This is a genomic window from Phenylobacterium sp. (genome assembly GCF_035944335.1).
GTDB lineage: Bacteria > Pseudomonadota > Alphaproteobacteria > Caulobacterales > Caulobacteraceae > Phenylobacterium.
Genome location: NZ_DASZBG010000016.1, coordinates 24,941 through 45,877, shown reverse-complemented (window position 1 = coordinate 45,877; position 20,937 = coordinate 24,941). Strand labels below are relative to the sequence as shown.

The 20,937-nt window shown below is 70.2% G+C and carries 18 protein-coding genes; 7 read left to right on the top strand and 11 right to left on the bottom strand.

Features of this window, described 5'->3' with window-relative positions; translation table 11 throughout:
• Window positions 1–238: 238 nt before the first annotated feature.
• From VGT80_RS03650 to VGT80_RS03625, 6 genes are all read left to right on the top strand, one after another.
• Window positions 239–1,258: a LacI family DNA-binding transcriptional regulator gene (locus VGT80_RS03650; protein WP_327452988.1), complete on the top strand. Its 1,020-nt coding sequence runs from the start codon at window positions 239–241 to the stop codon at window positions 1,256–1,258.
• Window positions 1,258–4,206, top strand: coding sequence for a TonB-dependent receptor (locus VGT80_RS03645; protein ID WP_327452986.1), 2,949 nt, complete (start codon window positions 1,258–1,260; stop codon window positions 4,204–4,206). Before VGT80_RS03650 ends, VGT80_RS03645 begins: the two co-directional genes overlap by 1 nt.
• Window positions 4,207–4,289: 83 nt before the next feature.
• Entirely contained in the window at window positions 4,290–5,702 is a 1,413-nt protein-coding gene (locus tag VGT80_RS03640) for a glucoamylase family protein (protein ID WP_327452984.1), read from the top strand.
• Entirely contained in the window at window positions 5,699–6,985 is a 1,287-nt protein-coding gene (locus VGT80_RS03635; RefSeq protein WP_327452982.1) for an extracellular solute-binding protein, read from the top strand. The genes VGT80_RS03640 and VGT80_RS03635 overlap by 4 nt, the downstream gene beginning before the upstream one ends.
• A complete protein-coding gene (locus VGT80_RS03630; protein ID WP_327452980.1) occupies window positions 6,982–7,872 on the top strand; it encodes a sugar ABC transporter permease in 891 nt (296 codons plus the stop codon). The genes VGT80_RS03635 and VGT80_RS03630 overlap by 4 nt, the downstream gene beginning before the upstream one ends.
• Complete coding sequence (locus tag VGT80_RS03625) at window positions 7,869–8,690, top strand: carbohydrate ABC transporter permease (RefSeq protein ID WP_327452978.1); 822 nt, start codon at window positions 7,869–7,871, stop codon at window positions 8,688–8,690. The genes VGT80_RS03630 and VGT80_RS03625 overlap by 4 nt, the downstream gene beginning before the upstream one ends.
• A gap of 10 nt (window positions 8,691–8,700) precedes the next feature.
• Here the strand turns inward: VGT80_RS03625 and VGT80_RS03620 are convergent, their stop codons facing one another.
• The 8 genes from VGT80_RS03620 to VGT80_RS03585 all read right to left on the bottom strand — a co-directional run bounded on the left by VGT80_RS03620 (window position 8,701) and on the right by VGT80_RS03585 (window position 17,332).
• Entirely contained in the window at window positions 8,701–9,060 is a 360-nt protein-coding gene (locus VGT80_RS03620; RefSeq protein WP_327452976.1) for a hypothetical protein, read from the bottom strand.
• 50 nt (window positions 9,061–9,110) lie between these two features.
• Window positions 9,111–9,740, bottom strand: a complete 630-nt coding sequence (upp, locus tag VGT80_RS03615) for a uracil phosphoribosyltransferase (protein ID WP_327452974.1) — start codon at window positions 9,738–9,740, stop codon at window positions 9,111–9,113.
• Between the two features lie 13 nt (window positions 9,741–9,753).
• Window positions 9,754–10,956 carry a DUF1688 family protein gene (locus VGT80_RS03610; RefSeq protein WP_327452972.1) on the bottom strand — a complete coding sequence of 401 codons (1,203 nt, stop codon included), beginning with the start codon at window positions 10,954–10,956 and terminating at the stop codon, window positions 9,754–9,756.
• 125 nt (window positions 10,957–11,081) lie between these two features.
• Window positions 11,082–12,338, bottom strand: coding sequence for a GTP cyclohydrolase II (locus VGT80_RS03605; protein ID WP_327452970.1), 1,257 nt, complete (start codon window positions 12,336–12,338; stop codon window positions 11,082–11,084).
• 118 nt (window positions 12,339–12,456) lie between these two features.
• Window positions 12,457–13,266 (bottom strand): enoyl-CoA hydratase/isomerase family protein, encoded by an 810-nt coding sequence (locus VGT80_RS03600; protein WP_327452968.1) that lies wholly within the window; start codon window positions 13,264–13,266, stop codon window positions 12,457–12,459.
• Between the two features lie 105 nt (window positions 13,267–13,371).
• Window positions 13,372–15,603 (bottom strand): xanthine dehydrogenase family protein molybdopterin-binding subunit, encoded by a 2,232-nt coding sequence (locus VGT80_RS03595; RefSeq protein ID WP_327452967.1) that lies wholly within the window; start codon window positions 15,601–15,603, stop codon window positions 13,372–13,374.
• Window positions 15,600–16,070, bottom strand: a complete 471-nt coding sequence (locus tag VGT80_RS03590) for a (2Fe-2S)-binding protein (RefSeq protein WP_327452965.1) — start codon at window positions 16,068–16,070, stop codon at window positions 15,600–15,602. The genes VGT80_RS03595 and VGT80_RS03590 overlap by 4 nt, the downstream gene beginning before the upstream one ends.
• Complete coding sequence (locus VGT80_RS03585; RefSeq protein WP_327452963.1) at window positions 16,067–17,332, bottom strand: c-type cytochrome; 1,266 nt, start codon at window positions 17,330–17,332, stop codon at window positions 16,067–16,069. Before VGT80_RS03585 ends, VGT80_RS03590 begins: the two co-directional genes overlap by 4 nt.
• 116 nt (window positions 17,333–17,448) lie before the next feature.
• Between VGT80_RS03585 and VGT80_RS03580 the strand changes: the two genes are divergently transcribed.
• Complete coding sequence (locus VGT80_RS03580) at window positions 17,449–17,979, top strand: DUF1993 domain-containing protein (RefSeq protein WP_327452961.1); 531 nt, start codon at window positions 17,449–17,451, stop codon at window positions 17,977–17,979.
• Here VGT80_RS03580 and VGT80_RS03575 read toward each other — a convergent pair.
• From VGT80_RS03575 to VGT80_RS03565, 3 genes are all read right to left on the bottom strand, one after another.
• Window positions 17,976–20,030: an NAD(+) synthase gene (locus tag VGT80_RS03575; RefSeq protein WP_327452959.1), complete on the bottom strand. Its 2,055-nt coding sequence runs from the start codon at window positions 20,028–20,030 to the stop codon at window positions 17,976–17,978. The two genes, VGT80_RS03580 and VGT80_RS03575, sit on opposite strands and share 4 nt — an antisense overlap.
• A 100-nt stretch (window positions 20,031–20,130) precedes the next feature.
• Window positions 20,131–20,598 (bottom strand): hypothetical protein, encoded by a 468-nt coding sequence (locus VGT80_RS03570; protein ID WP_327452957.1) that lies wholly within the window; start codon window positions 20,596–20,598, stop codon window positions 20,131–20,133.
• A gap of 80 nt (window positions 20,599–20,678) precedes the next feature.
• The gene (locus VGT80_RS03565) at window positions 20,679–20,930 is read right to left on the bottom strand and encodes a hypothetical protein (protein ID WP_327452955.1); all 252 of its coding nucleotides are present in this window, start codon (window positions 20,928–20,930) and stop codon (window positions 20,679–20,681) included.
• Window positions 20,931–20,937: the final 7 nt, after the last annotated feature.

Here is a 20,937-nt window from a genome sequence, read left to right as displayed (position 1 = left end):
GGTATGACTCACACGCGGCTTTACACCAAGATGAAACCGGTTACATTGCGTGACGAAAATGAGGCGAAGCGGCGCCGGCCCGGCGGGATCGGCGGATCAACTTCGTCCTGGGAGGACAAAGCGTGTCGACGACGACGTCGTCATTCCTGTGCGCGCCACGCGGCGGACCCGCGACCGCCGCCAATCGTCCGACCCTGTCATGAGACGCGCCGCGGAGCGCGCATCCGGCCCTAGGTCCGTGACCATCCGCGACGTGGCCCGTGAGGCCGGCGTTTCGGTCGCCTCGGCGTCGCGCTCCCTGAACGGCCTGGACAACGTCACCGACGCCACCCGCGACCGCGTGCTCGAAGCGGCCCAGCGCCTGCGCTACCTGCCCCACTCCGCAGCCCGGTCGCTGAGCACCCGGCGCAGCGACGTGATCGGCGTCATGCTGCCGGACCTGCATGGCGAGTTCTTCTCCGAGATCATCCGCGGCGCCGACCTCGCCGCCCGCGAACGCGGCCTGCACCTGCTGGTCTCCACCTCGCACGGCGATGCGACCGAAGCCGCCGCGGCCATGCGCGCCATGCGCGGGCGGGTCGACGGCCTGCTCCTGATGTCGCCCTACGTCGACGAGCACCTGCTGGCTGACAATCTGGCGGCCGACCTGCCCACCGTGCTGATCAACACCCGGGTCGAGAACGGTTCCTTCGCCTCGTTCTGCGTCGACAACTACACAGGCGCGGTGGCGGTGGTGAAGCACCTGGCCTCCAGCGGCCGGCCGGTGGCGCTGATCGCCGGGCCTGCGGACAACCTGGAATCCCAGGAGCGACGACGCGGCTATCGCGACGCGCTGGGCGGCCGCGAGGGCCTGGTTCTGGACGGCGACTTCACCGAGGAGTCGGGCTTTCGCGCCGGCCTGCGGCTGGCCGAGATGTCGCCCAGGCCGATCGCGGTGTTCGCCGCCAACGACATGATGGCCATCGGCTGCCTGCTGGCGCTCGCCGAGCGCGGCGTGCGCGTCCCGCAGGACGTGGCGCTGGCGGGCTTCGACGACGTGCCGGTGGCGCGCCTCGTGCGGCCGGCGCTGACCACCGTGCACACCAATATCGCCGACCTCGGCCGCCGCGCGCTCGAACGCCTCGCCCTGGAGATCGAAAGCGGCGAGTCGGGCCACCGACTGGAGCTGGAACAGCCCCGGCTGGTGGTGCGCGAATCTTCGAATTTCCAAGTCCAGGCGCCGGCGGGCGCCGCCAGTATCTTCACGGAGAGACAATGATGAAGACCCAGATCACGACGGCCCGGCGGTGGCTGACCGCCTCCTGTTGCGCGATGGCGCTCTCCGCAGGCCTGGCGGGCGTGGCGCACGCCCAGCTCTCCACCGCCACGGTCAACGGCCGGGTGACCGAGGGCGCGGCCTCGCGGGCCGGCGCGAACGTGGTCGCCACCCAGGTCGAGACCGGCTTCGTCACGCGCACGACCACCGGGCCCGACGGATCCTATGTCCTGACCGGCCTGCGGCCGGGGAATTATCGCATCGTCGCCACCGCCCCGGACGGGGGAACCACCGGCCAGACCCTGCAGGTGCAGGTCGGCCAATCGGCGACCGTCGACCTGGCGGTCGGGACCGCCGGGGCCAGCGTCTCGGAGCTGGTGGTCACCGCCGCCCCGACCCACGCCCGCGAGACCAAGACCTCGGAAGTGGCCACCAACATCACCCCCGAGCAGATCGAGGTGCTGCCGCAGCAAGAGCGCAACTTCCTGAACTTCGCGCAGCTGGCGCCGGGCATCCGGCTGTCGACCAATCCGCTGCGCAAGACCTTCGCCGGCGGCGCCAACGGCTCACCCAACGGCGACTCGCTGGGCGCCAGCCAGACCAATGTGTTCATCGACGGCGTCAGCCTGAAGAGCAACGTCCAGCAGGGCGGCCTGGTCGGCCAGGACTCCAGCCGCGGCAACCCGTTCAGCCAGCTGGCGGTGCAGGAATTCCGCGTCTCGACGCAGAACTTCAAGGCCGAGTACGAGGACGCCGGCACCTCGGTGATCACCGCGGTGACCAAGTCGGGCTCCAACGAGTTCCACGGCGAGCTGTTCGGCACCTTCGACAATCAGAACATGACGGCCACCGACGCCATCACCAAGCGCAACGGTCTGAGCAAGCCGCCGGTGCGCAATGAGCAGTATGGGGTGTCGCTGGGCGGCCCGATCATCCAGGACAAGCTGTTCTTCTTCGGCTCCTACGAAGCCAACGACCAGGTCCGCTCCGGCCAGGTGGTGGCCCAGGGCGACGCGGCCCGCCAGGCGCAACTGCCGTTCCCGGTCAGCCAGTTCACCGGCACCTTTTCCAGTCCGTTCCACGAGGATCTCTACTTCGGGAAGCTGACCTGGCGGATGGCCGACAACAATACGCTCGAGGTCTCGGCGAACTTCCGCAAGGAGCACGAGATCACCGGCTTCGGAAACCAGGGCGCCGGGTCCAACGTCGGCTTCGAGCAGGCGCAGAACAACCGCAACACGGTGTTCACCGTCCAGGCCAAGGACACCTGGCAAGGGTCCAACTGGCTGAACGAATTCACCGCCGACCTGCTGACCTCGGAGTTCAACCCGGCGATCGCCAACCCGAACCTGCCGGGCCGCAACTTCTTCGGCGTGATCGAGGTGGGCGGCTTCTCCACCGAACAGGACGTGAAGGAGCGGGACATCACCTTCCGCGACAACGTCACCTTCACCGGCTTCGACTGGCACGGCACGCACCTGGTCAAGCTCGGCGCGAAGGTGTCGTTCGACCAGTTCAAGGTCGAGAACGGCCAGAACACCAATCCGCAGTTCAACTTCAACATCGACCCGGCCCAGCGCGAGAGCTTCGCCCAGCCGTTCGAGGCGATCTTCGGCACCGGCACGCCGCACATGAGCGCCAACGACGTCCAGTTCGGGATGTTCATCCAGGACGACTGGAAGCTGACCAGCCAGCTGACCCTGAACCTCGGCCTGCGCTGGGACTATGAGAGCAACGCCAACGACAAGAGCTTCGTGACCCCGCCCAACGCGGTGGCCGCGCTGCAGGCCCTGCAGGCGGTGCTGTCCACCCAGCCCGGCAACTTCTTCAACGCCAACGACTACATCTCGACCGGCTCGAACCGGAAGGCCTACCTCGGCGAGTTCCAGCCGCGGATCGGCATCTCCTACGACGTCTTCGACGACCAGCGCACGGTGCTGTTCGCGGGCTACGGCCGCTATTACGACCGCACCCTGTTCCGCAACGCCGCCGAGGAGAACCTCTTCCGCCAGTTCACCCTCAGGAGCTTCGAGTTCTCTCCGGACGGCCTGCCGCGCAATGGCCAGCCCACCATCCAGTTCCAGCCGCAGTTCCTGACCGCGGCGGGCCTCAATGCGCTGATCGCGTCGAACCAGGCGCCGAACGGCGAGCTGCGCGTCCTGCGCAACGACCAGAAGCCGCCCTACACCGACCAGTTCAGCGTCGGCGTCCGCCAGCGCCTCGGCGACTGGAATACCTCGGCGACGCTGAGCGAGGAGCTGGGCCGCGACGACATCGGCTACTTCCCGGCCAACCGGACGGTGGCGCGCAATTCCGGCGGCTTCCTGGACTTCATCCCGGTGCCCGGGTTCGGCAATGTGGTGGCCTCCAGCAACGCGCGGCAGACCAAGTACACGGCGCTCTATCTCTACGCCGAGAAGCCCTACACCCAGCAGTCCGGTTGGGGGGCGACGCTGGCCTACACCTATGCCCACTCGAAGCAGAAGGGCTACACCTTCAACTTCGACTTCCCGAACATCGCCACCGACCCGTTCTATCCGAACGATGCGGACGTGCGGCACCAGCTCGTGGGCACCGGCATCGTGGCCCTGCCGTGGGGCATCCGCGCCTCGACCGTGGTCACCCTGACCTCCGGCGCGCCGTTCCAGGTGATCGACGCCAGCCGCGGGTTCGGCGACACCGGCAACGGCAACATGCTGCGCATCGGCGACTTCGCCCACGCCAAGATGTTCCAGCAGGTGGACCTGAGCTTCTCCAAGGAGATCCAGGTGATCAGCGGCCAGAAGGTCGAGCTGGACGCCAACATCTTCAACGTCTTCAACCACGCCAACCTCGGCTGCAACGACGGCTTCAAGCCGCCGCTGCCGGGGACCAACACCAACTTCGGCAACCCGAGCTGCACGGTCGGGCCGCCGCGGACCCTGCAGGTGGGCGCCAAGTACAAGTTCTAGACCGCGCGAAAAAGGGACCGTCCGGAGCGATCCGGGCGGTTCCGTCTTCTCCTCCGACGCTTTCCGGAGCCTATAGCGCGCCGATGGACAGACGCTTCTTCATCCGGGGGTCCGCCGCGGCCGCGGCGGCCGCGCCGTGGGCGGCCTCGGCGACGGCGGCGGCCAAATCCGATCGGTTCTTCGACGATCTCGAGGCGCGGACCTTCCGCTTCTTCTGGGAGACCACCAACCCCGCCAACGGCCTGACGCCGGACCGTTTCCCGAACCCGCCGTTCTGCAGCATCGCAGCCGTTGGTTTCGCGCTCACCGCCTATCCGATCGGGGTCGAGCGGGGCTGGGTCAGCCGGGCTGCGGCCCGCCGGCGCGTGCTGGCCACGCTCCGGTTCTTCGACCGCGCGCCACAGGGGCCACAGGCCCGCGGCGTCACCGGCTACAACGGCTTCTTCTACCACTTCCTCGACATGGCGACCGGCGAGCGGTTCCAGCAGATCGAGCTCTCGACGGTGGACACCGCCCTGCTCCTGGCCGGCATGCTGTTCTGCCAGTCCTACTTCAATCGAACCGACGCCGAGGAGGCGGAGATCCGGCGCCTCGCCGAGGCGATCTACGGGCGGGTGGACTGGCGCTGGGCGCAGCAGCCGGCCAGGGAATCCCCGGCCATCGGCATGGGCTGGACGCCGGAGGGCGGCTTCATCGACTACGCGTGGCGCGGCTACAACGAGGGCATGATCGTCTATCTGCTGGCGCTGGGCTCGCCGACCCACCCCGTGGGGACCGACGCCTGGAGCGCCTGGCAACGGGACTTCGACAAGAGCTGGGGCCTTAACTTTGGCCCCGAACCGCACCTCGGATTCCCCCCGATGTTCGGCCATCAGTACACCCAGGTCTGGGTCGACCTGCGCGGCGTGCGCGACAGCTACATGCAGGCCAAGGGGCTCGACTATTTCGAGAACAGCCGCCGCGCGACCCTGGCCCAGCGGGCCTATGCCCAGGCCAATCCCGGCGGTTGGAAGGGCTATGGCGGCGACGTCTGGGGCCTGACCGCCTGCGACGGGCCGGGCGACATGAAGCATGCCTACCGCGGCGAGCTGCGCGAGTTCCGCGGCTATTCGGCGCGCGGACCCGGACAGCGGGACGACGGGACGCTGGCGCCCACCGCGGCGCTGGGCTCGATGCCGTTCGCCCCCGAAATCTGCGGGCCGGCGGCCCTGGCGCTGAAGCGCCAGTACGGCGCGCACGTCCATGGCCGCTATGGCTTCCTCGACGCCTTCAACCCGAGCTTCGATTTCGACGACGTGCGGCCCGGCACGGGGCGGGTGATCCCTGGCGCGGGCTGGATCGGTCCGCAATACCTCGGCATCGACCAGGGGCCGATCGTAGCCATGCTGGAGAACTGGCGAAGCGGTTTGATCTGGCAGGTGATGCGCGCCAATCCGCACATCGTCCGCGGCCTGAAGCGGGCCGGCTTCACCGGCGGCTGGCTGGCGGCCGCATGAGCCTTCGCCCCTCACGCCGCGCGGCGCTCGGCCAGCTGGCGGCCGGATCGCTGGCGGCGTGCGCGCCGAGCGGGCGCGATGGCGAGGTGCTGCGGTTCTGGGCCATGGGCCGCGAGGGCGAGGTCGTGCAGAGCATGATGCCGGCCTTCGAGCGGGCGAACCCGGGCGTGCGCGTCGAGGTGCAGCAACTGCCCTGGAGCGGGGCCCACGCCAAGCTGCTCACCGCCTTTGCCGGCGGCGGCCTGCCCGACCTCTGCCAGATGGGCAACACCTGGCTGCCGGAGTTCACCGCCCTGGGCGCGGTGGAACGTCTGGACGCGCGGGTAGCCGGCTCGCAGGTCGTGCGCGCGGCCGACAATTTCCCGGGCATCTGGCGGACCAATGTGGTCGACGGCGGGCTCTATGGCATCCCCTGGTACGTCGACAGCCGCCTGCTGTTCTACCGCCGCGACCTGCTGGCGCGGGCCGGCTATGCCGCACCGCCGGCGAGCTGGGCCCAGTGGCTCGAGGCGATGACGGCGATCAAGCGCCTGGTCGGACCGCAGAACTACGCCGCCCTCCTGCCGCTCAACGAATATGAGCCGCTGCTGACGCTGGCGCTGCAACAGGACGATCCGTTGCTGAGAGACCGCGGCGGGCGCGGCAATTTCCAGAGCCCCGGCTTCAAGCGCGCGCTCGGCTTCTACGCAGAGATCTTCCGGCGCGGCCTCGCGCCGGCGGCGGCCGACACCCAGATCGGCAACCTCTACGACGAGTTCGCGCGCGGCTATTTCAGCTTCTACATCTCAGGCCCGTGGAACCTGGGCGAGTTCAGCCGCCGCCTGCCCGCCGACCGGCAGGATATCTGGATGACCGCGCCTATGCCTGGCCCAGCCGGACCCGGCGCCGGGATCGCCGGCGGCTCGAGCCTGGTCGTATTGAAAGGGTCGTCCAAGAAGGCCGCGGCGTGGCGGCTGATCGAGCACCTGAGCCAGGTCCCGGCCCAGACCGGCTTCTGGACGCTCACCGGCGACCTGCCGGCGCGGCGCGACGCCTGGGCCCAGCCGGCGCTGGGCGGCGATCCGCGGGCCGCGGCGTTCCGCGCTCAGCTGGAGCGGGCCAAGGCCGCGCCACAGGCGCCGGAGTGGGAGCGCATCGCCACCGAGATGCAGCTGGTCGCCGAGCAGATGGTGACCAAGGGGATGAGCGTCGATGCGGCCGCCGCCGAGATCGACAAGCGGGCCGACGCCCTCCTGGAAAAGCATCGCTGGATGCTCGACCACAACCGGGGCGCGCCGGCATGAGAGGCCAGATCGGCAGCCAGCGCGCCGGATGGCTGTTTGTCGCGCCCGCCGTGGCGATCATCGGCGTCTTCTTCTTCGTGCCGGTGCTGGCGGCCTTCGTGCTCAGCCTCACCGACTTCGACATCTATTCGCTGGCCGACCTGCACAACCTGCGTTTCGTGGGCCTGAGGAACTACGTCGACCTGCTGGTCAATCCGCTGTTCTGGCAAGCGGTCGGCAACACGCTCTATTTCGTGGGGCTGGGCGTGCCGCTGTCGATCGCCGCCTCGCTGGGCGCGGCGCTCCTGCTGGACTCGCGGCTCGTCCGGTTCAAGCCGTTCTTCCGCACCGCCCTGTTCGCGCCCGTCGTCACCACGCTGGTGGCCGTGGCGGTGATCTGGCGCTACCTGCTGCATGCCCGCTACGGCCTGATCAACTATGCGCTGGGCGAGATCGGCATCGGGCCGATCGACTGGCTGGGCGATCCTCACTGGGCCATGCCGGCCATCGTGATCTTCGCGGTCTGGAAGAACTTCGGCTACAACATGATCATCTTCGTGGCGGGCCTGCAGACCATCCCGCAGGACCTCTATGAGGCGGCCCGCATCGACGGCGCGTCGGCGCTGCGCCGCTTCTGGCACGTGACCCTGCCGGGCCTGGGGCCGGTGATCCTGCTGGTCAGCCTGCTGACCATCGCCGGCTACCTGCAGCTGTTCGCCGAGCCCTATGTGATGACCCAGGGCGGGCCCGGCCAGGCGACGGTGAGCGTGCTCTACTTCATGTACGAACAGGGCTTCAAATGGTGGAACCTGGGGGTCGCCTCGGCGGTGGCCTTCCTGCTGTTCGTCCTGATGCTGGGCGTCACGGTGCTGCAGCTCGCCATCGGCCGGCGCGGAGGCGGGCCGTGAAGCGCCTTCTGCCGGCCATCGCGGTCAACGGCCTCCTGGTCATCGCCGCCATCCTGGCGCTCGCGCCGCTGTTGTGGATGGTCTCGGTGTCGTTCATGCGCCCGGGCGAGGCCGACAGCTTTCCGCCGCCCCTGCTGCCGCACGCGCCGAGCCTGGCGGCCTATCGCGAGCTGTTCGCCCGCCAGGGGATCGGGCGCAATTTCGCAAACAGCCTGTTCCTGGCGAGCGTGGCGACGGCGCTGTCGCTGACCTTCAACGTCATGGCGGGCTACGCCTTCGCCAAGCTGCGCTTCGCCGGCCGCGACCGCGTCTTCCAGCTCCTGCTGGGCGCCCTGGTCATCCCCGGCCAGGTGGCGATGATCCCGCTGTTCCTGATGCTGAAAACGCTTGGGCTGGTGAACAATTTCGGCGGGGTGCTGGTCCCGGCGGCGGCGGGCGTGTTCGGCATCTTCCTGGTGCGCCAGTACGCGCTGTCCATCCCCGACGAGCTGCTGGAGGCCGCGCGCGTCGACGGGGCCAGCGAACTGCGCATCTTCCGCTCCATCGTGCTGCCTGTGCTGGGGCCGATCATGGTGACGCTGGCCACCTTCACCTTCCTGGCCACCTGGAACGACTTCATGTGGCCCCTGATCGTGCTCAGCGACGACCGGCTCTACACCCTGCCCATCGCGCTGGCCTCGCTGTCGCGCGAGCATGTGCAGGACGCCGAGCTGATGATGGCCGGCGCGGTGGTGACGGTGGCCCCGGTGCTGCTGCTGTTCGTGGTGCTGCAGCGCTTCTACATCCGCGGCCTGCTGGCCGGCAGCGTGAAGGGCTGAGGCGTCGGGCCTACACGAGCGTGTGGCCGATCCAGTCCATCACGCGGTCGACCCACGACGGAAACGGGGCGAGGTAGGGCAAGGCGAAGCAGAACACGGCCCCGGCCGCGACGGGGTAGGAAAAATAGCGCATCGGCAGGCCGTTGAACTGGTCGCGGCCGGGAGCGACCTGGGACCGGTGGCGCGAGATCAGCCACAGGCTGGCCGCCCCCAGCGCCAGGCCCGACCCCACGGCCCGATCGGCCATGGCGCCGGCCTTGGCCAGGTTCGGCTCGTAGTGGCCGATCGCAGCCACCACCAAGATCATCGCGAAGATCCAGGCAAAGGGGACGATCCAGACCAGGATCCCCCAGCCGCGATATTCGAACATCCCGCGCCTCCCGACGTCGGGCCACAGCTTAGCAGTGGCGCGGGACCGCGCTAGCGGGTGCCGTACATCCGGTCGCCGGCGTCGCCGAGACCGGGGAGGATGTAGCCGTGGTCGTTGAGGTGGTCGTCGATGGCCGCGGTCCAGACCTTCACATCGGGGTGGTGGCCCTGGAAATTGGAGAGGCCCTCGGGCGCGCAGAGCAGGCAGGCCATGCGGATGGTCTTCGCGCCGGCCTCCTTCAGCCGGTCGACGGCGGCGATGGCGGTGTTGCCGGTGGCCAGCATCGGGTCGACCACGATCACCGTGCGCTCCCCGAGATTGTCGGGCGCCTTGAAGTAATATTCCACGCAGGCCAGCGTCGCCGGGTCGCGGTAGAGGCCGACGTGGGCGATGCGGGCGGCGGGCACCAGCTCCAGCATCCCCTCCAGCATGCCCATGCCCGAGCGCAGGATGGCGGCGAACACCAGCTTCTTGCCCGCGATGGCCGGCGCCGACATGGCGGTCAGCGGCGTCTCGATCTCCACGGTCTCCAGCGGCAGGTCGCGGGTGACCTCGTAGCAGACCAGGCTGCCGATCTCCTTGAGCAGCTGGCGGAAGCTCTTGGTCGAGGTGTCCTTCTTCCGCATCAGGGTGAGCTTGTGCTGCACCAGCGGATGGTCGACGACGGTGACGCCCCTCATCTTCAAGTCCCCCTTAGAAAACAGTGCCGTCGCTGATCACGGCGATCGGCGGCGCGGCGTCGGCGCGGCGTTCGCGCGCCAGCCTGCGCCCGGCCCCCCAGGAGCCGCCCTCCAGCACGCAGGCCAATGGGAAATCGGCGGCGGTGACCCCCAGCCGCTCGCGCACCAGCGGGGCCAGGCGATCGAGCAGGGCCACGGTCAAGGCCCGCCAGCCGACCACCAGCGGGCCGTCCACCGCATGGGCGCGGCTCGCGTCGGCCGGATCCTTCGGCACCAGCACGCCGGCGTCCACGAAGAGGCCGCCGTTACGGTATTCGGCCAGGCCGGTGAGACCGTCGATGTCGGTGACCTCGACGCCGGCCGCCTGCAGCGGCTCGATAAGGGAATAGGCCAGCCACTGGGAGAGCTTGTGGATGGGCACGAGGCCGTCGGTGGCGTCGGCCCGCTTCAGCGCCGGATGGCGCCAGCAGTCGCCGAGCGGCAGGCCGCCCAGGCTGATCCGCCCCGGCCAGATTGGACCCAGCTCGGCGAGCAGGACCTCGAGGATCACCGGCGCCGGGAGCCGGCCGGCCTCGGCGCGGGCGGCGATCAGGTCGTAGAGCCGCGCCGGTCGGCCGACGACCTCGCCCAGCCTGCGAACCAGGGCGGCCCGGCCCTCGAGCCCGACCAGCGGATTGTCCGGGGTGACCTGGAATCCCTTGGCCAGAACGCCTTCGTCGACGCGAGCCAGGGCGTCGGCCTGCAACGGCCGGGCGGGGTCCGAGGAGAAGGCGCCGGCCTCGAACATGCGCAGCGAGGCGACGCCCAGGCCCTCCGAGCGGCCGAGCCCGGCGCCCGTGGCGGCGTCGCGGTAGCGCCAGGCGCCGCCGGCCCCGGCGTCCAGCAGCACCGAGGGGATCACCAGGTCGAAGGCGGCGCGGGCGGCCTCGGCCCGGTCGGCAAAGCGGTGGGCGGCGAGCCGCTCGGCCCAGAGGTCGCGGCCCTCCACCACGAAGTGCCGCCAGCGGGCGTGGAAGGGGACCTTCAGGTCCGGATAGTTGGCCCGCACCACCTGGCCGGTGATGTCGGCGGCGTGCGCCAGGCGCTCGAGATCGACCCGCCATTCGGCGAGCCCGCCCGCCAGCGCGATCTGCAGCAGCTCGTGGGCGCGTTCGCGCACGGCGACGGCGGACAACAGGCCCTTGGCCAGCGCCCTGTCCTTGTCGATGACCGTCATCCGCGGGCTTGTCCCGGGGACCCATGATCGCAGGACTCGCGGGCTTGCCGGCGGGCGCGGTGTTCATGGATGGCCGGGACAAGCCCGGCCATGACGGCTGGAATAGAAGAGGCCATGACCGCCCCTCAGAATTCCTTGAGGTCGCGGCCGACGACCTTCTTGAGATCCTGCTTCGACGGCTTCTTCTCCGGCGTGAAATAGCCGGCCGCCTTCTTGGCCTCCATCTCCACGCTGGCGTCCTCTGGCACCAGATAGTCCGGGATCGGCACCCGCTCGCCGATCTCGATCCCGCCCTGCACGAGGGCGTCGTACTTCATGTTGGACATGGAGACGAAGCGGTCGATGCGGCTGATGCCCAGCCAGTGGATGATGTCGGGCATCAGCTGCTGGAAGCGGGCGTCCTGGACCCCGGCCACGCATTCGGTGCGCTCGAAATAGGTCGCCGCCTGGTCGCCGCCCGGCTGGCGCTTGCGGGCGTTGTAGACCAGGAACTTGGTCACCTCCCCCAGCGCGCGGCCCTCCTTGCGGTTGTAGACGATCAGGCCCGTGCCGCCGGTCTGGGCGGAGGCCACGCACTCCTCGATGCCATGGGTCAGGTAGGGCCGGCAGGTGCAGATGTCGGACCCGAACACGTCGGAGCCGTTGCACTCGTCGTGCACCCGGCAGGTGAGCGGGACGCGGGCGTCGCCGAGCTTGGTCGCGTCGCCCATGATGTAGAGGGTGATCCCGCCGATCGGCGGCAGGAAGACGGCCATGTCGGGCCGGGTGACCAGCTCGGGGTACATGCCGCCGGTCTGTTCGAAGAGCGTGCGGCGCAGCTGGGTCTCGTCGACGTCGAAGCGCGCCGCGATGCCCGGCAGATACCAGACCGGATCGATGGCGGCCTTGGTGACCGAGACGTCGCCGTTCTCATGCACCACCTCGCCGTCGACCTTCAGCCGGCCCTTGGCGATGGCGTCGTGGATCTCCGCCAGGTCGATGCGCGCCTTGGTGACGGCGATGGTCGGACGGATGTCGACGCCCTCCGCCAGCTCGGCGGCGAAGTCCTCGGCGACGCGCGCGCCCCAGGGGTCGAGCGAGACGATCTTGCCGGGATCGGACCACTGCGGATGCGGCCCGATGGGCACGACGGGATGGGTGTTGTGCAGTTCGGGGCGGACCAGCGGGTCCATGGCGCCGGCCGAGATGGCCAGCGCCCGATAGACCGAATAGGCGCCGCCGTGGGCGCCGATGGCGTTGCGGTCGGCGCCGGCGTTGACGGTCGCGATGACCGGCCCGCGCGCCTTGGCGTCCGCGGCGCCCCAATGGATCGGGAAGCGGCTCTGGGACCCCGTCCCGGGGTGCGAGGTGAGCCGGATGTGTGACGTTCGATTGCCCGGCATGGGCGGAAATACCTCTTGGAATCAATGCGGCCCCGCAGCGGTTCGCCGACACGGGGCCTCTGGACGCGAAGCTTGCGCCGCCTCTGCCGGCTTGGCAAGCGAGCGGCGGGCGCCGCGGTCAGTCGCCCTTGAACTGCGGCTTCCGCTTTTCGAGGAAGGCCTGCACGCCCTCGCGATAGTCGCTGGAGCGGCTGGCCAGCAGGAACTGGTCGCGGTCCATGTAGATCGAGGCGTGGGCGTTGGCCGCGGCGATGGCGGTGACCGCCTCCTTGGTCATCCGCACCGGCAAGGGCGGCAAGGCCGCGACCTTCGCCGCCCAGGCCCGCGCCGCGGTGAGCGCCTGGCCATCGTCGACCAGCTCGTCGCACATCCCCCAGTCGGCGCAGCGGGCGGCATCGGCCGCCTCGCCGAACATCACGAACTGCTTGGCCCGCGACGGGCCGATCAGGGCCACGAGCCTCGGCAGGGTGCGCCAGCTCATGTTCATGCCGAGCGGGACCTCCGGCAGGCGGACGTAGGCGGACTTGCCCATGATCCGGAAGTCACAGGCGACCACGAGGGCGCAGGCGCCGCCGATGCAGTAGCCCTCGATCGCCGCGATGGTGACGGCCTCGATCTCCTCCCAGGCCTTGCACAGGTCCGGCCCGCGCATGATCGCCTCGCGGGTCTGCATCAGGGTCGGCCGCGCCCGCTCGCCGGCGGCCTTCAGGTCGGCACCGGCGGAGAAATAGGTGTCCGCGCCCTTGAGGATCACCGCCAGCACATCGGCGCGCAGCCGCAGCAGGCGCGCGACCTCGGTCAGCTCCTCCATGTGGGCGTTGTCGAGGGCGTTGCGGGCCTGCGGGCGGTGCAGCTGCACCTCGACGACGGGGCCGTCGCGGGTGACGCGCACATGACGCCAAGCTTCCTCGAACAGCCGATCCGTCATGGATGCGCCTCCCATTGCCCGGCCACAGTACGGCTGATGCCAGGAGCGCCGCCACCCCACCGCTGTCATCCCGGTCTTGGCCGCAGGGTCAAAACCGGCACGACACTAGATCCCCACCGCCGCCTTCACGCGCTCGGGGCTCAGCGGCAGGTCGCGCAGGCGGGCGCCGCAGGCGTCGGCGACCGCGTTGGCGAGCGCCGCGCTGGCCGGGCCCTGCGCCGCCTCGCCGGCGCCCAGGAACGGCGTGCCCGGCCGGTTCAGGACGTGCACCGTCACCGCGCCGGGGACATCCTTGAAGCGGGCGACGGGATAGGCGCTCCAGTCGAAGCTGGTGCGGTGGTCGGCGTCGAAGGTCACGGCCTCCAGGCCGCTCCAGGACAGGGCCTGGACGATGCCGCCCTCGGTCTGGTTCTTCAGCCCGTCCGGATTGACCACGTCGCCGGAGTCGATGGCGGCGACCACCCGGCGGACCGTGGTCTGGCCGGTCTCATGCTCGACCTCCACCTCCAGGGCCACGGCGCAATAGGAGGCGAGGTTCTTGTAGCGGGCGAAGGCGAAGCCGGTCCCGCGCCGGCCGTCGCCGCGCGGACGGTTCGCCCAGCCGAAGCGGTCGGCGCAGAGCTGGATCACCGCCCTGGCCCGGTCGTCGGTCAGGTGCGCCAGGCGGAAGGCCACCGGATCGGCGCCGGCGGCCTTGGCGCACTCGTCCATGAAGCTCTCGATCGCGAAGACGTTGAGGTGGGCGCCCAGCGAGCGCAGGGCCGAGGCGCGCAGCGGCGCCTGCTCGATGAAGTGCGAGACGGCCCTGGCCTGCGGGAAGGCGTAGATGGCGACGCCGTTGCGGTCGCCGCCGCCCTCCGGCATCGGGATCGGCCGCGGCCGGGGCGTCTGGAACGGCGGATCGACCTCCAGACCGGCGAGCAGGCCGCCGGCCGTGGTCGGGCGGCCGTTGTGGCTGTGGCTCCAGACGTCGAATTTCCACGCGGCGATGCGGCCGGCGGCGTCGAGGCTGGCCTCGATCTGCGCCGCCTGGGTGCAGCCCAGCGGCTCCCAGCCGTGCTCCTGCTCGCGCATCCATTGCAGGCGGACGGGACGGCCCGGCAGGGCCATGGCGGCCAGCGCCGCATCGCCCGCCACATCGTCCGCGCCGTTGTGGCCGTAGCAGCCGGCGCCTTCCATGTGGATGCAGCGGACCTTGTCCGGCGGCAGCTTGACGAGCTGGGCGATGGCGCCGCGCAGGGGATAGACGCCCTGGCTGTGGGTCCAGACGGTGAGCTGACCGTCCTGGAACTGGGCGACCGCGCAGGAAGGGCCGATGGCGCCATGCATCAGCCAGGGGCGCGAATAGCGGGCCTGGACGGTGCGGACGCCACGCGCCGCCACGCCGCCGCCGACATCCTGGATCACCTCGTCCTGCGAGGCGCCTTGCAGGGACGACGGCGGGTCGCCGGCTGGGAGCGTGGGGCTTGCCCGGCGCCAGCCGGCCTGCTGCAGGCGCTGCAAGGCCTGCACCGCGGTCCATTCCCGCTCGGCGACGATGGCGGCGAAGCGGCCGTTGCGGACCAGCTTCACGACGCCGGGCAGGCCGGCCAGGGCGGCTTCATCGAGCGCGTTCAAGTCCGTCCCGACGCTCGGCCCTCGCACCACGCGGGCGTGCAGCATGCCGGGCAGGCGCAGGTCGTGGACATAGGCGGGCCCGCCGGTGACCTTGGCGGGGATGTCCACGCGCGGCAGGTTGGTTCCGAGCGCGCGGCGCGCGGCGAGCGGCCGGTGCGGGACGTCGGGCCTGGCCGCCACGTGCAGCGACAGGCCCGCGGCGAGGTCGCGGTAGCTGGCCGTGCGGCCGTCCGGCGCCTTGAAGCCGCCGTCGCCGGTGGTCGTCAGGGTCTCGGCCGCGACGCCGAGCTTCTGGCCGGCGGCTTCGCCGAGCAGCAGCCGCACATTGGCCGCGGCGCCCTGGATCGCCGTGCCTGAGTCCTGCAGCGAGTGGCTGCCGGCGGTGACGCCTTCGTTGGGGGTGCGGCCGGTGTCGGCGGTGACCAGGCGGATGGCGCCGGGCGCCACGTCCAGCTCCTCGGCGGCCACCTGGATCAGCGCGGTCTTGATGCCCTGGCCCAGCTCCGCCTTGCCGGTGAAGACGGTGATACCCTCGGCGTCCACGCGGATCCAGGCGTCGAGCATGGGCGTGGTCTTCAGGCTCCCCGGCAGGCCCGGCGCGACCGGTTTGGGGGCGCCGCCGCCCTCCTGGGCCAAGGCGCGTGGGGCCAACGAAAAGGCCACGATCAGCCCGCCCGCGCCCAGGACGCTGCGGCGGGAGATGTTGACCGCTTCGCTCATACGGTTTCCGCCGGCAGGCCCGCGGCGCGGCGGATGGCGCGCAGGATGCGCATGTGGGTCCCGCAGCGGCAGAGGTTGGGTTGCATGTGCTCGCGGATCTGGGTCTCGGTCGGCCGCGGATTGGCGTCGAGCAGGGCCTGGGCGCGCATGATCATGCCGGCGATGCAGTAGCCGCACTGGGCGGCTTGTTCGGTCTCGAAGGCCTTCTGCAACACGCCCGGATGTTCGACCGTCCCCAGCCCTTCCACCGTGCGGATGCGGCGGCCCTGCGCGGCGGCCACGGGAAGCAGGCAGGAATAGGCGGCCTGGCCGTCGACCTGCACGGCGCAGGCGCCGCATTGGCCGAGGCCACATCCGAACTTCGCGCCGTTCAGCTCAAGGTCGCCCCGCAGCACATAGAGCAGCGGCGTCTCGGGGGCGGCCTCGACGGTGTGGTCGCGACCATTGACGTTGATGACGATCGTCAAGACGCCCCCTCCTTGCGCGCCTTGGCCACGGCGGCGGTCAGGTCGGGCCACGGCGGGCGATCACTGTAGCGGGCCCGGACGTAGGCCGCGATCTCGGCGACCTGGCGGTCGGTCAGGCTGGAGGCGAACGCCGGCATGTAGGGACCCGCGCCGCCGAGCGGAGGCTTCAGCCCCTGCAGGACGATCTGGAGCACATCGCGCGGGTCGGCCTCGTGCAGCGGCGTGCCCAGCGGCAGCGGCGGCCGGCCCTCCAGCATCATCGGCGCGCCCGGCTCGTGGCAGGTGGCGCAGGCGCCGGCATAGAGGCTCGCCCCCTCGGGATGGGCTCGCTGCGCCGCCTCGGCGCGGTCGACGAGGGCGGCGCGGCCCTGCCCGGCCGGCGAGGGGCGCATGACCTGCGCGAGATAGACCGCCATGGCGTGCAGGTCGGCGTCGGGGGCGCGGGCAAGCTCGCGGACCACGGTCCCCATGGGCCCGGCGGCAGCGGCGTGGTCGCGGTCGAGGCCGGTCTTGAAGTAGCGCTCCAGCCCCTCGGGCGTCCAGGCGGCGGAGGCGGGTGACAGGGCGTTCAGCGGCGGGGCGTACCAACCCTCCTGATACCCCCCATCCAGGCCGCGCTTTCGGTCCTCCGCCCCGAGCACGTTATGCGGCGTGTGGCAGGCGCCGCAGTGGCCCAGGCTCTGCACGAGATAGGCGCCGCGCGCCTGTTCGTCGTTCGGGTCGGGCGCCGCCGGCGGACCGGGATGGAAGAACAGGGCCTTCCAGATGGCGAGCACGCTGCGGATGTTGGCCGGCGGGATCAGGCGGTTCGCGGGCGCGGTCTGGACGACCGGCCGGCGCGTCATCAGGAAGGCGTAGAGGGCGTCCAGGTCGCGGTCGTCGGCATAGGCGAAGTGGTCGTACGGAAAGGCCGGATAGAGGTGCGCCCCGTCGGCGCGGACCCCGCGACGCATGGCGCGCACGAAGGCTTCTTTCGTGTACCGGCCGAGCCCGGTCTCGCGATCCGGCGTGATGTTGGTGGCGTAGAGCGTCCCGAACGGCGTCTTGAGCGGCCGGCCGCCCGCATAGGCGACGCCGCCGTCGGCGGTGTGGCAGCCCTGGCAGTCGCCGAGCTTGGCGAGGCCGGCGCCACGCTCGATCTCGGCCCGCTCGAAGGTCTGAGCCGGGGGCGGCGGCAGCTTAGGGCCGCCCGCACAGGCGCTCGCGACAAGGATCAGCGTCCCTGCGGCGGCGAGCGCGCGGATCAGGCCGGCGGGTTTCATCTGAGGTCCAGAGGGGAAGCGTCACCGTCACAACGAGCGGAGCCCAAGGAAAGTTCGCGCGTCCGCCACGACAGGGCGGAGTCCGCATGGCAACAATGCCGGCCACAGGACCGCGGATGCCAATGGCCACCTCCTTCTACGAGCTCAGCGTGCCGACCTTCCTGCAGACCGTGACAGCGGTCGGAGGCTTCCTCGAGCGCGCGGCGCGGCATTGCGTCGAGACCGGCGCCGATCCGGACGACTTCGTGGACGCCCGCCTGTACAAGGACATGGCGCCCTTCCACTTCCAGATCGAAGCCCTGTCGCACCACGCCGTCTGGGGGATGGAGGCTGTGAAGACCGGCGTGTTCGACCCGCCCGCCCTGATCGGCTCGATGCCCTTCGCCGCCCTTCAGGCGATGATCGGCGAGGCGGTGACGGCGCTGGAGGCCTTCAACCCCGGGGAGGTCGATGGCTGGGCCGGCAAGGACCTCGACCTGCAGATCGGTCCGCGCAGGCTCGCCTTCACCTCGGAGACCTTCATCCTGTCGTTCGCCCTGCCCAACTTCCATTTCCACGCCGTCACCGCCTACGACATCCTGCGCTCGCGCGGCGTGCCGATCGGCAAGCGCGACTACGAGGGACGCCTGCGCACCCGGCCGGCCTAGTCGGGAACGTTGGCGTCCAGCTCGTCCACCCAGGTGCGGGCGGTGGCGTCGGAGGGGGCGCGCCAGTCGCCGCGGGGCGAGAGATTGCCGCCGGAGATCACCTTGGGCCCATTGGGCATGGCGGAACGCTTGAACTGGCTCGTCTCGAAGAAGCGGACGAGGAAGACTTTGAGCCACTTCTTGATGGTCGCGAGATCGTAGGCGTTGCGGGCCTCGGCGGGGAAGTTCGGCGGCCAGTCGCCGGCCTTCGCATCCTTCCAGGCCTGCCACGACAGGAAGGCGACCTTCGAGGGCCTAAGGCCATAGCGGGTGACGTAGAACAGGTTGAAGTCCTGCAGCTCGTAGGGCCCGACGATGGCCTGGGTGGACTGGATCGCGCCCGTCGCATCGGCCGGCACCAGCTCGGGCGAGATCTCGGTGTCGAGCACCGAGATCAGGGTCGCCGACGTCGCCTTGTCGAACTGGCCGGTCCTGGCCGCCCAGCGGATCAGGTGCTGGATCGAGGTCTTCGCCACCGAGCCGTTGACGTTGTAGTGGCTCATCTGGTCGCCGACGCCATAGGTGCACCAGCCGAGCGCCAGCTCCGAGAGGTCCCCGGTGCCGAGCACGATGCCCTTGCGCTGGTTGGCCAGGCGGAACAGGTAGTCGGTCCGAAGCCCCGCCTGCACGTTCTCGAACGTCACGTCATAGACCGGCTTTCCCTTGGCGAAGGGGTGGCCCATGTCCTTGAGCAGCTGCTCGGCGGCCGGGCGGATGTCGATCTCCTCGGCCGTGGCGCCGATCGCCTTCATCAGGGCCCAGGCGTTGGCCTTGGTCTTGTCGCTGGTGGCGAAGCCGGGCAGCGTGAAGGCGGCGATCGCCGAGCGCGGCTTGCCCAGCGCGTCGCAGGCCTTGGCGGCGACCACCAGGGCGTGGGTGGAATCGAGGCCGCCCGAGACGCCGATGACGATGGTCTCGCTCTTGGTGTGCTGCAGCCGGCGGACCAGGCCCTGCACCTGGATGTTGAAGGCCTCGTAGCAGTCCTGATCGAGCCGCGTCGGATCGTTGGGCACGAAGGGGAAGCGGTCGATGGGCCGGATCAGGCCCACGTCGGCCATGTGCGGCGCGTGCTCGAAGCGCACCCGGCGGAAGGTCATCTCCGGGTGGCCGGCGGCGGTCGCGGCGTCGTTGAAGGTCGGCGTCCGCAGGCGCTCCAGCCGCAGCCGCTCGACGTCCACATCGGCGACGGCGATCTGCGGCTTGGCCGGGAAACGCTCGGTCTCGGCCAGCAGTTCGCCCAGTTCATGGACGCTGCCCTGGCCGTCCCAGGCGACGTCGGTGGTGCTCTCGCCGGGACCCGCGGCGGCATAGAGGTAGGCCGCCTGGCAGCGCACCGACTGCGAGGCGCAGAGCATGGCGCGCTCAAGGGCCTTGCCGACCACGATGTTCGAGGCCGAGAGGTTGCAGAGGATCAGGGCGCCGGCCAGCGCGCCCCTCGTCGAGGGCGGGGTCGCGGCCCAGAAATCCTCGCAGATCTCCAGGTGGAAGATGAAGTCGGCGAGGTCCGTCGCCTCGAACACCAGGTCGACGCCGAACGGGACCGTCTGGCCGCCGATCTGCACCTCCAGGCCGGTGAGGCCGACGCCGGAGGCGAACCAGCGCTTCTCGTAATATTCGCGGTAGTTGGGCAGGAAGCTCTTGGGCGTGACGCCCAGGATGGCGCCGCGGTGAATGGCGATGGCGCAGTTGTAGAGCCGGCCGTTGCGGCGGACCGGGGCGCCCACGACGAGCACCGGCTTAAGCTTGCGGCTGGCCTTGGCGATCTCGGCGAGGCCCTGGTCGACGCGCTCCAGGATGGCGTCCTGCAGGTGCAGGTCGTCCTGCGCGTAGGACGAGACGCCAAGCTCGGGGAAGACCATCAGGTCGCAGGATTCGATGTCGCCCTGGCGGGCGAGCGCCAGGGTTTCGGCGACATTGCCGGCCGGATCGGCCGTGCAGACGCGCGGCGCGCAGACGGCGACGCGGACGAAGCCGTGCCTGTGGATCGAATAGAACGCGGCCTTCTCAGCCATCCGTGCGCCTTCAGGATGTGCCCTGCGGACGTGCGTCCGCGGCGGCTTCCTTTAAGCCCTATCTATTGACGAGCGATGGATGGCGCCAGCTTGGCCGGTTTCAGCCCGCGGGCTTGGCGGCCGGAACCGTGGCCATGACCTGGTTGCCCTTGGCCATGAAACGCACCGCCTTCAGGTGCGCGGCCGGATAGTTCGGCCAGGCGTGGGCGACCTCGATCTGGGTGGGCTGGGCGACCATGGCGCCGGCCGGTTTGGTGGCCACGACATCGACCTCGTAGACACCATCGGGCGGCGGGGCCGGATAGATGCGCGGCAGGAAGGCCGCGTCGCTGTAGCCGGGGCCGGGCACATCGCCGGTGACCTTCAGCACCACGCTGTCGGGCGTCTTGCCGGGTTCGACGACGGCGGTGTCGATCTTCAGCACCGGTTCCTGACCCTGGTACATGACCTGCGAGCGGCCAAGGTCCTTCTTGGGCGCCGGCGCCTCGGTGGCGTCGCTATGGGACTGCTGGCACGCGGCCAGGCCCATGGCGGCGGCGAGACCCGTCGCGATGACGAGCATACGCATGGATTCCTCCCCGAATCCTGTTGTTCTCTAGCGGGAATTGAGCGCGCTTCACGCGCCGGTTGCAAGCCCGAGATAGGCGCTCAGGCGTCGCAGGTCCGCACGGTGTGGGCCACGTGGAAATCACCGCTCACCGACAGCACGATCCAGTCGCCGCTGTGGGCCACCACCGGCCCCTCCGGCGTCCGCACCTGGACGGCGGCGGCCTCGGCGACCGAGCAAGCGTCCTCGCCGAGCCAGGTCCACAGCGTCTGCCAGTTCCGCGCATCGCCGGGCGGCGGCACACGCAGGGCCGCGCCGTGGTCGAACCGCAGATGGGAAGCTCTTGCGCGCATGGGGCCT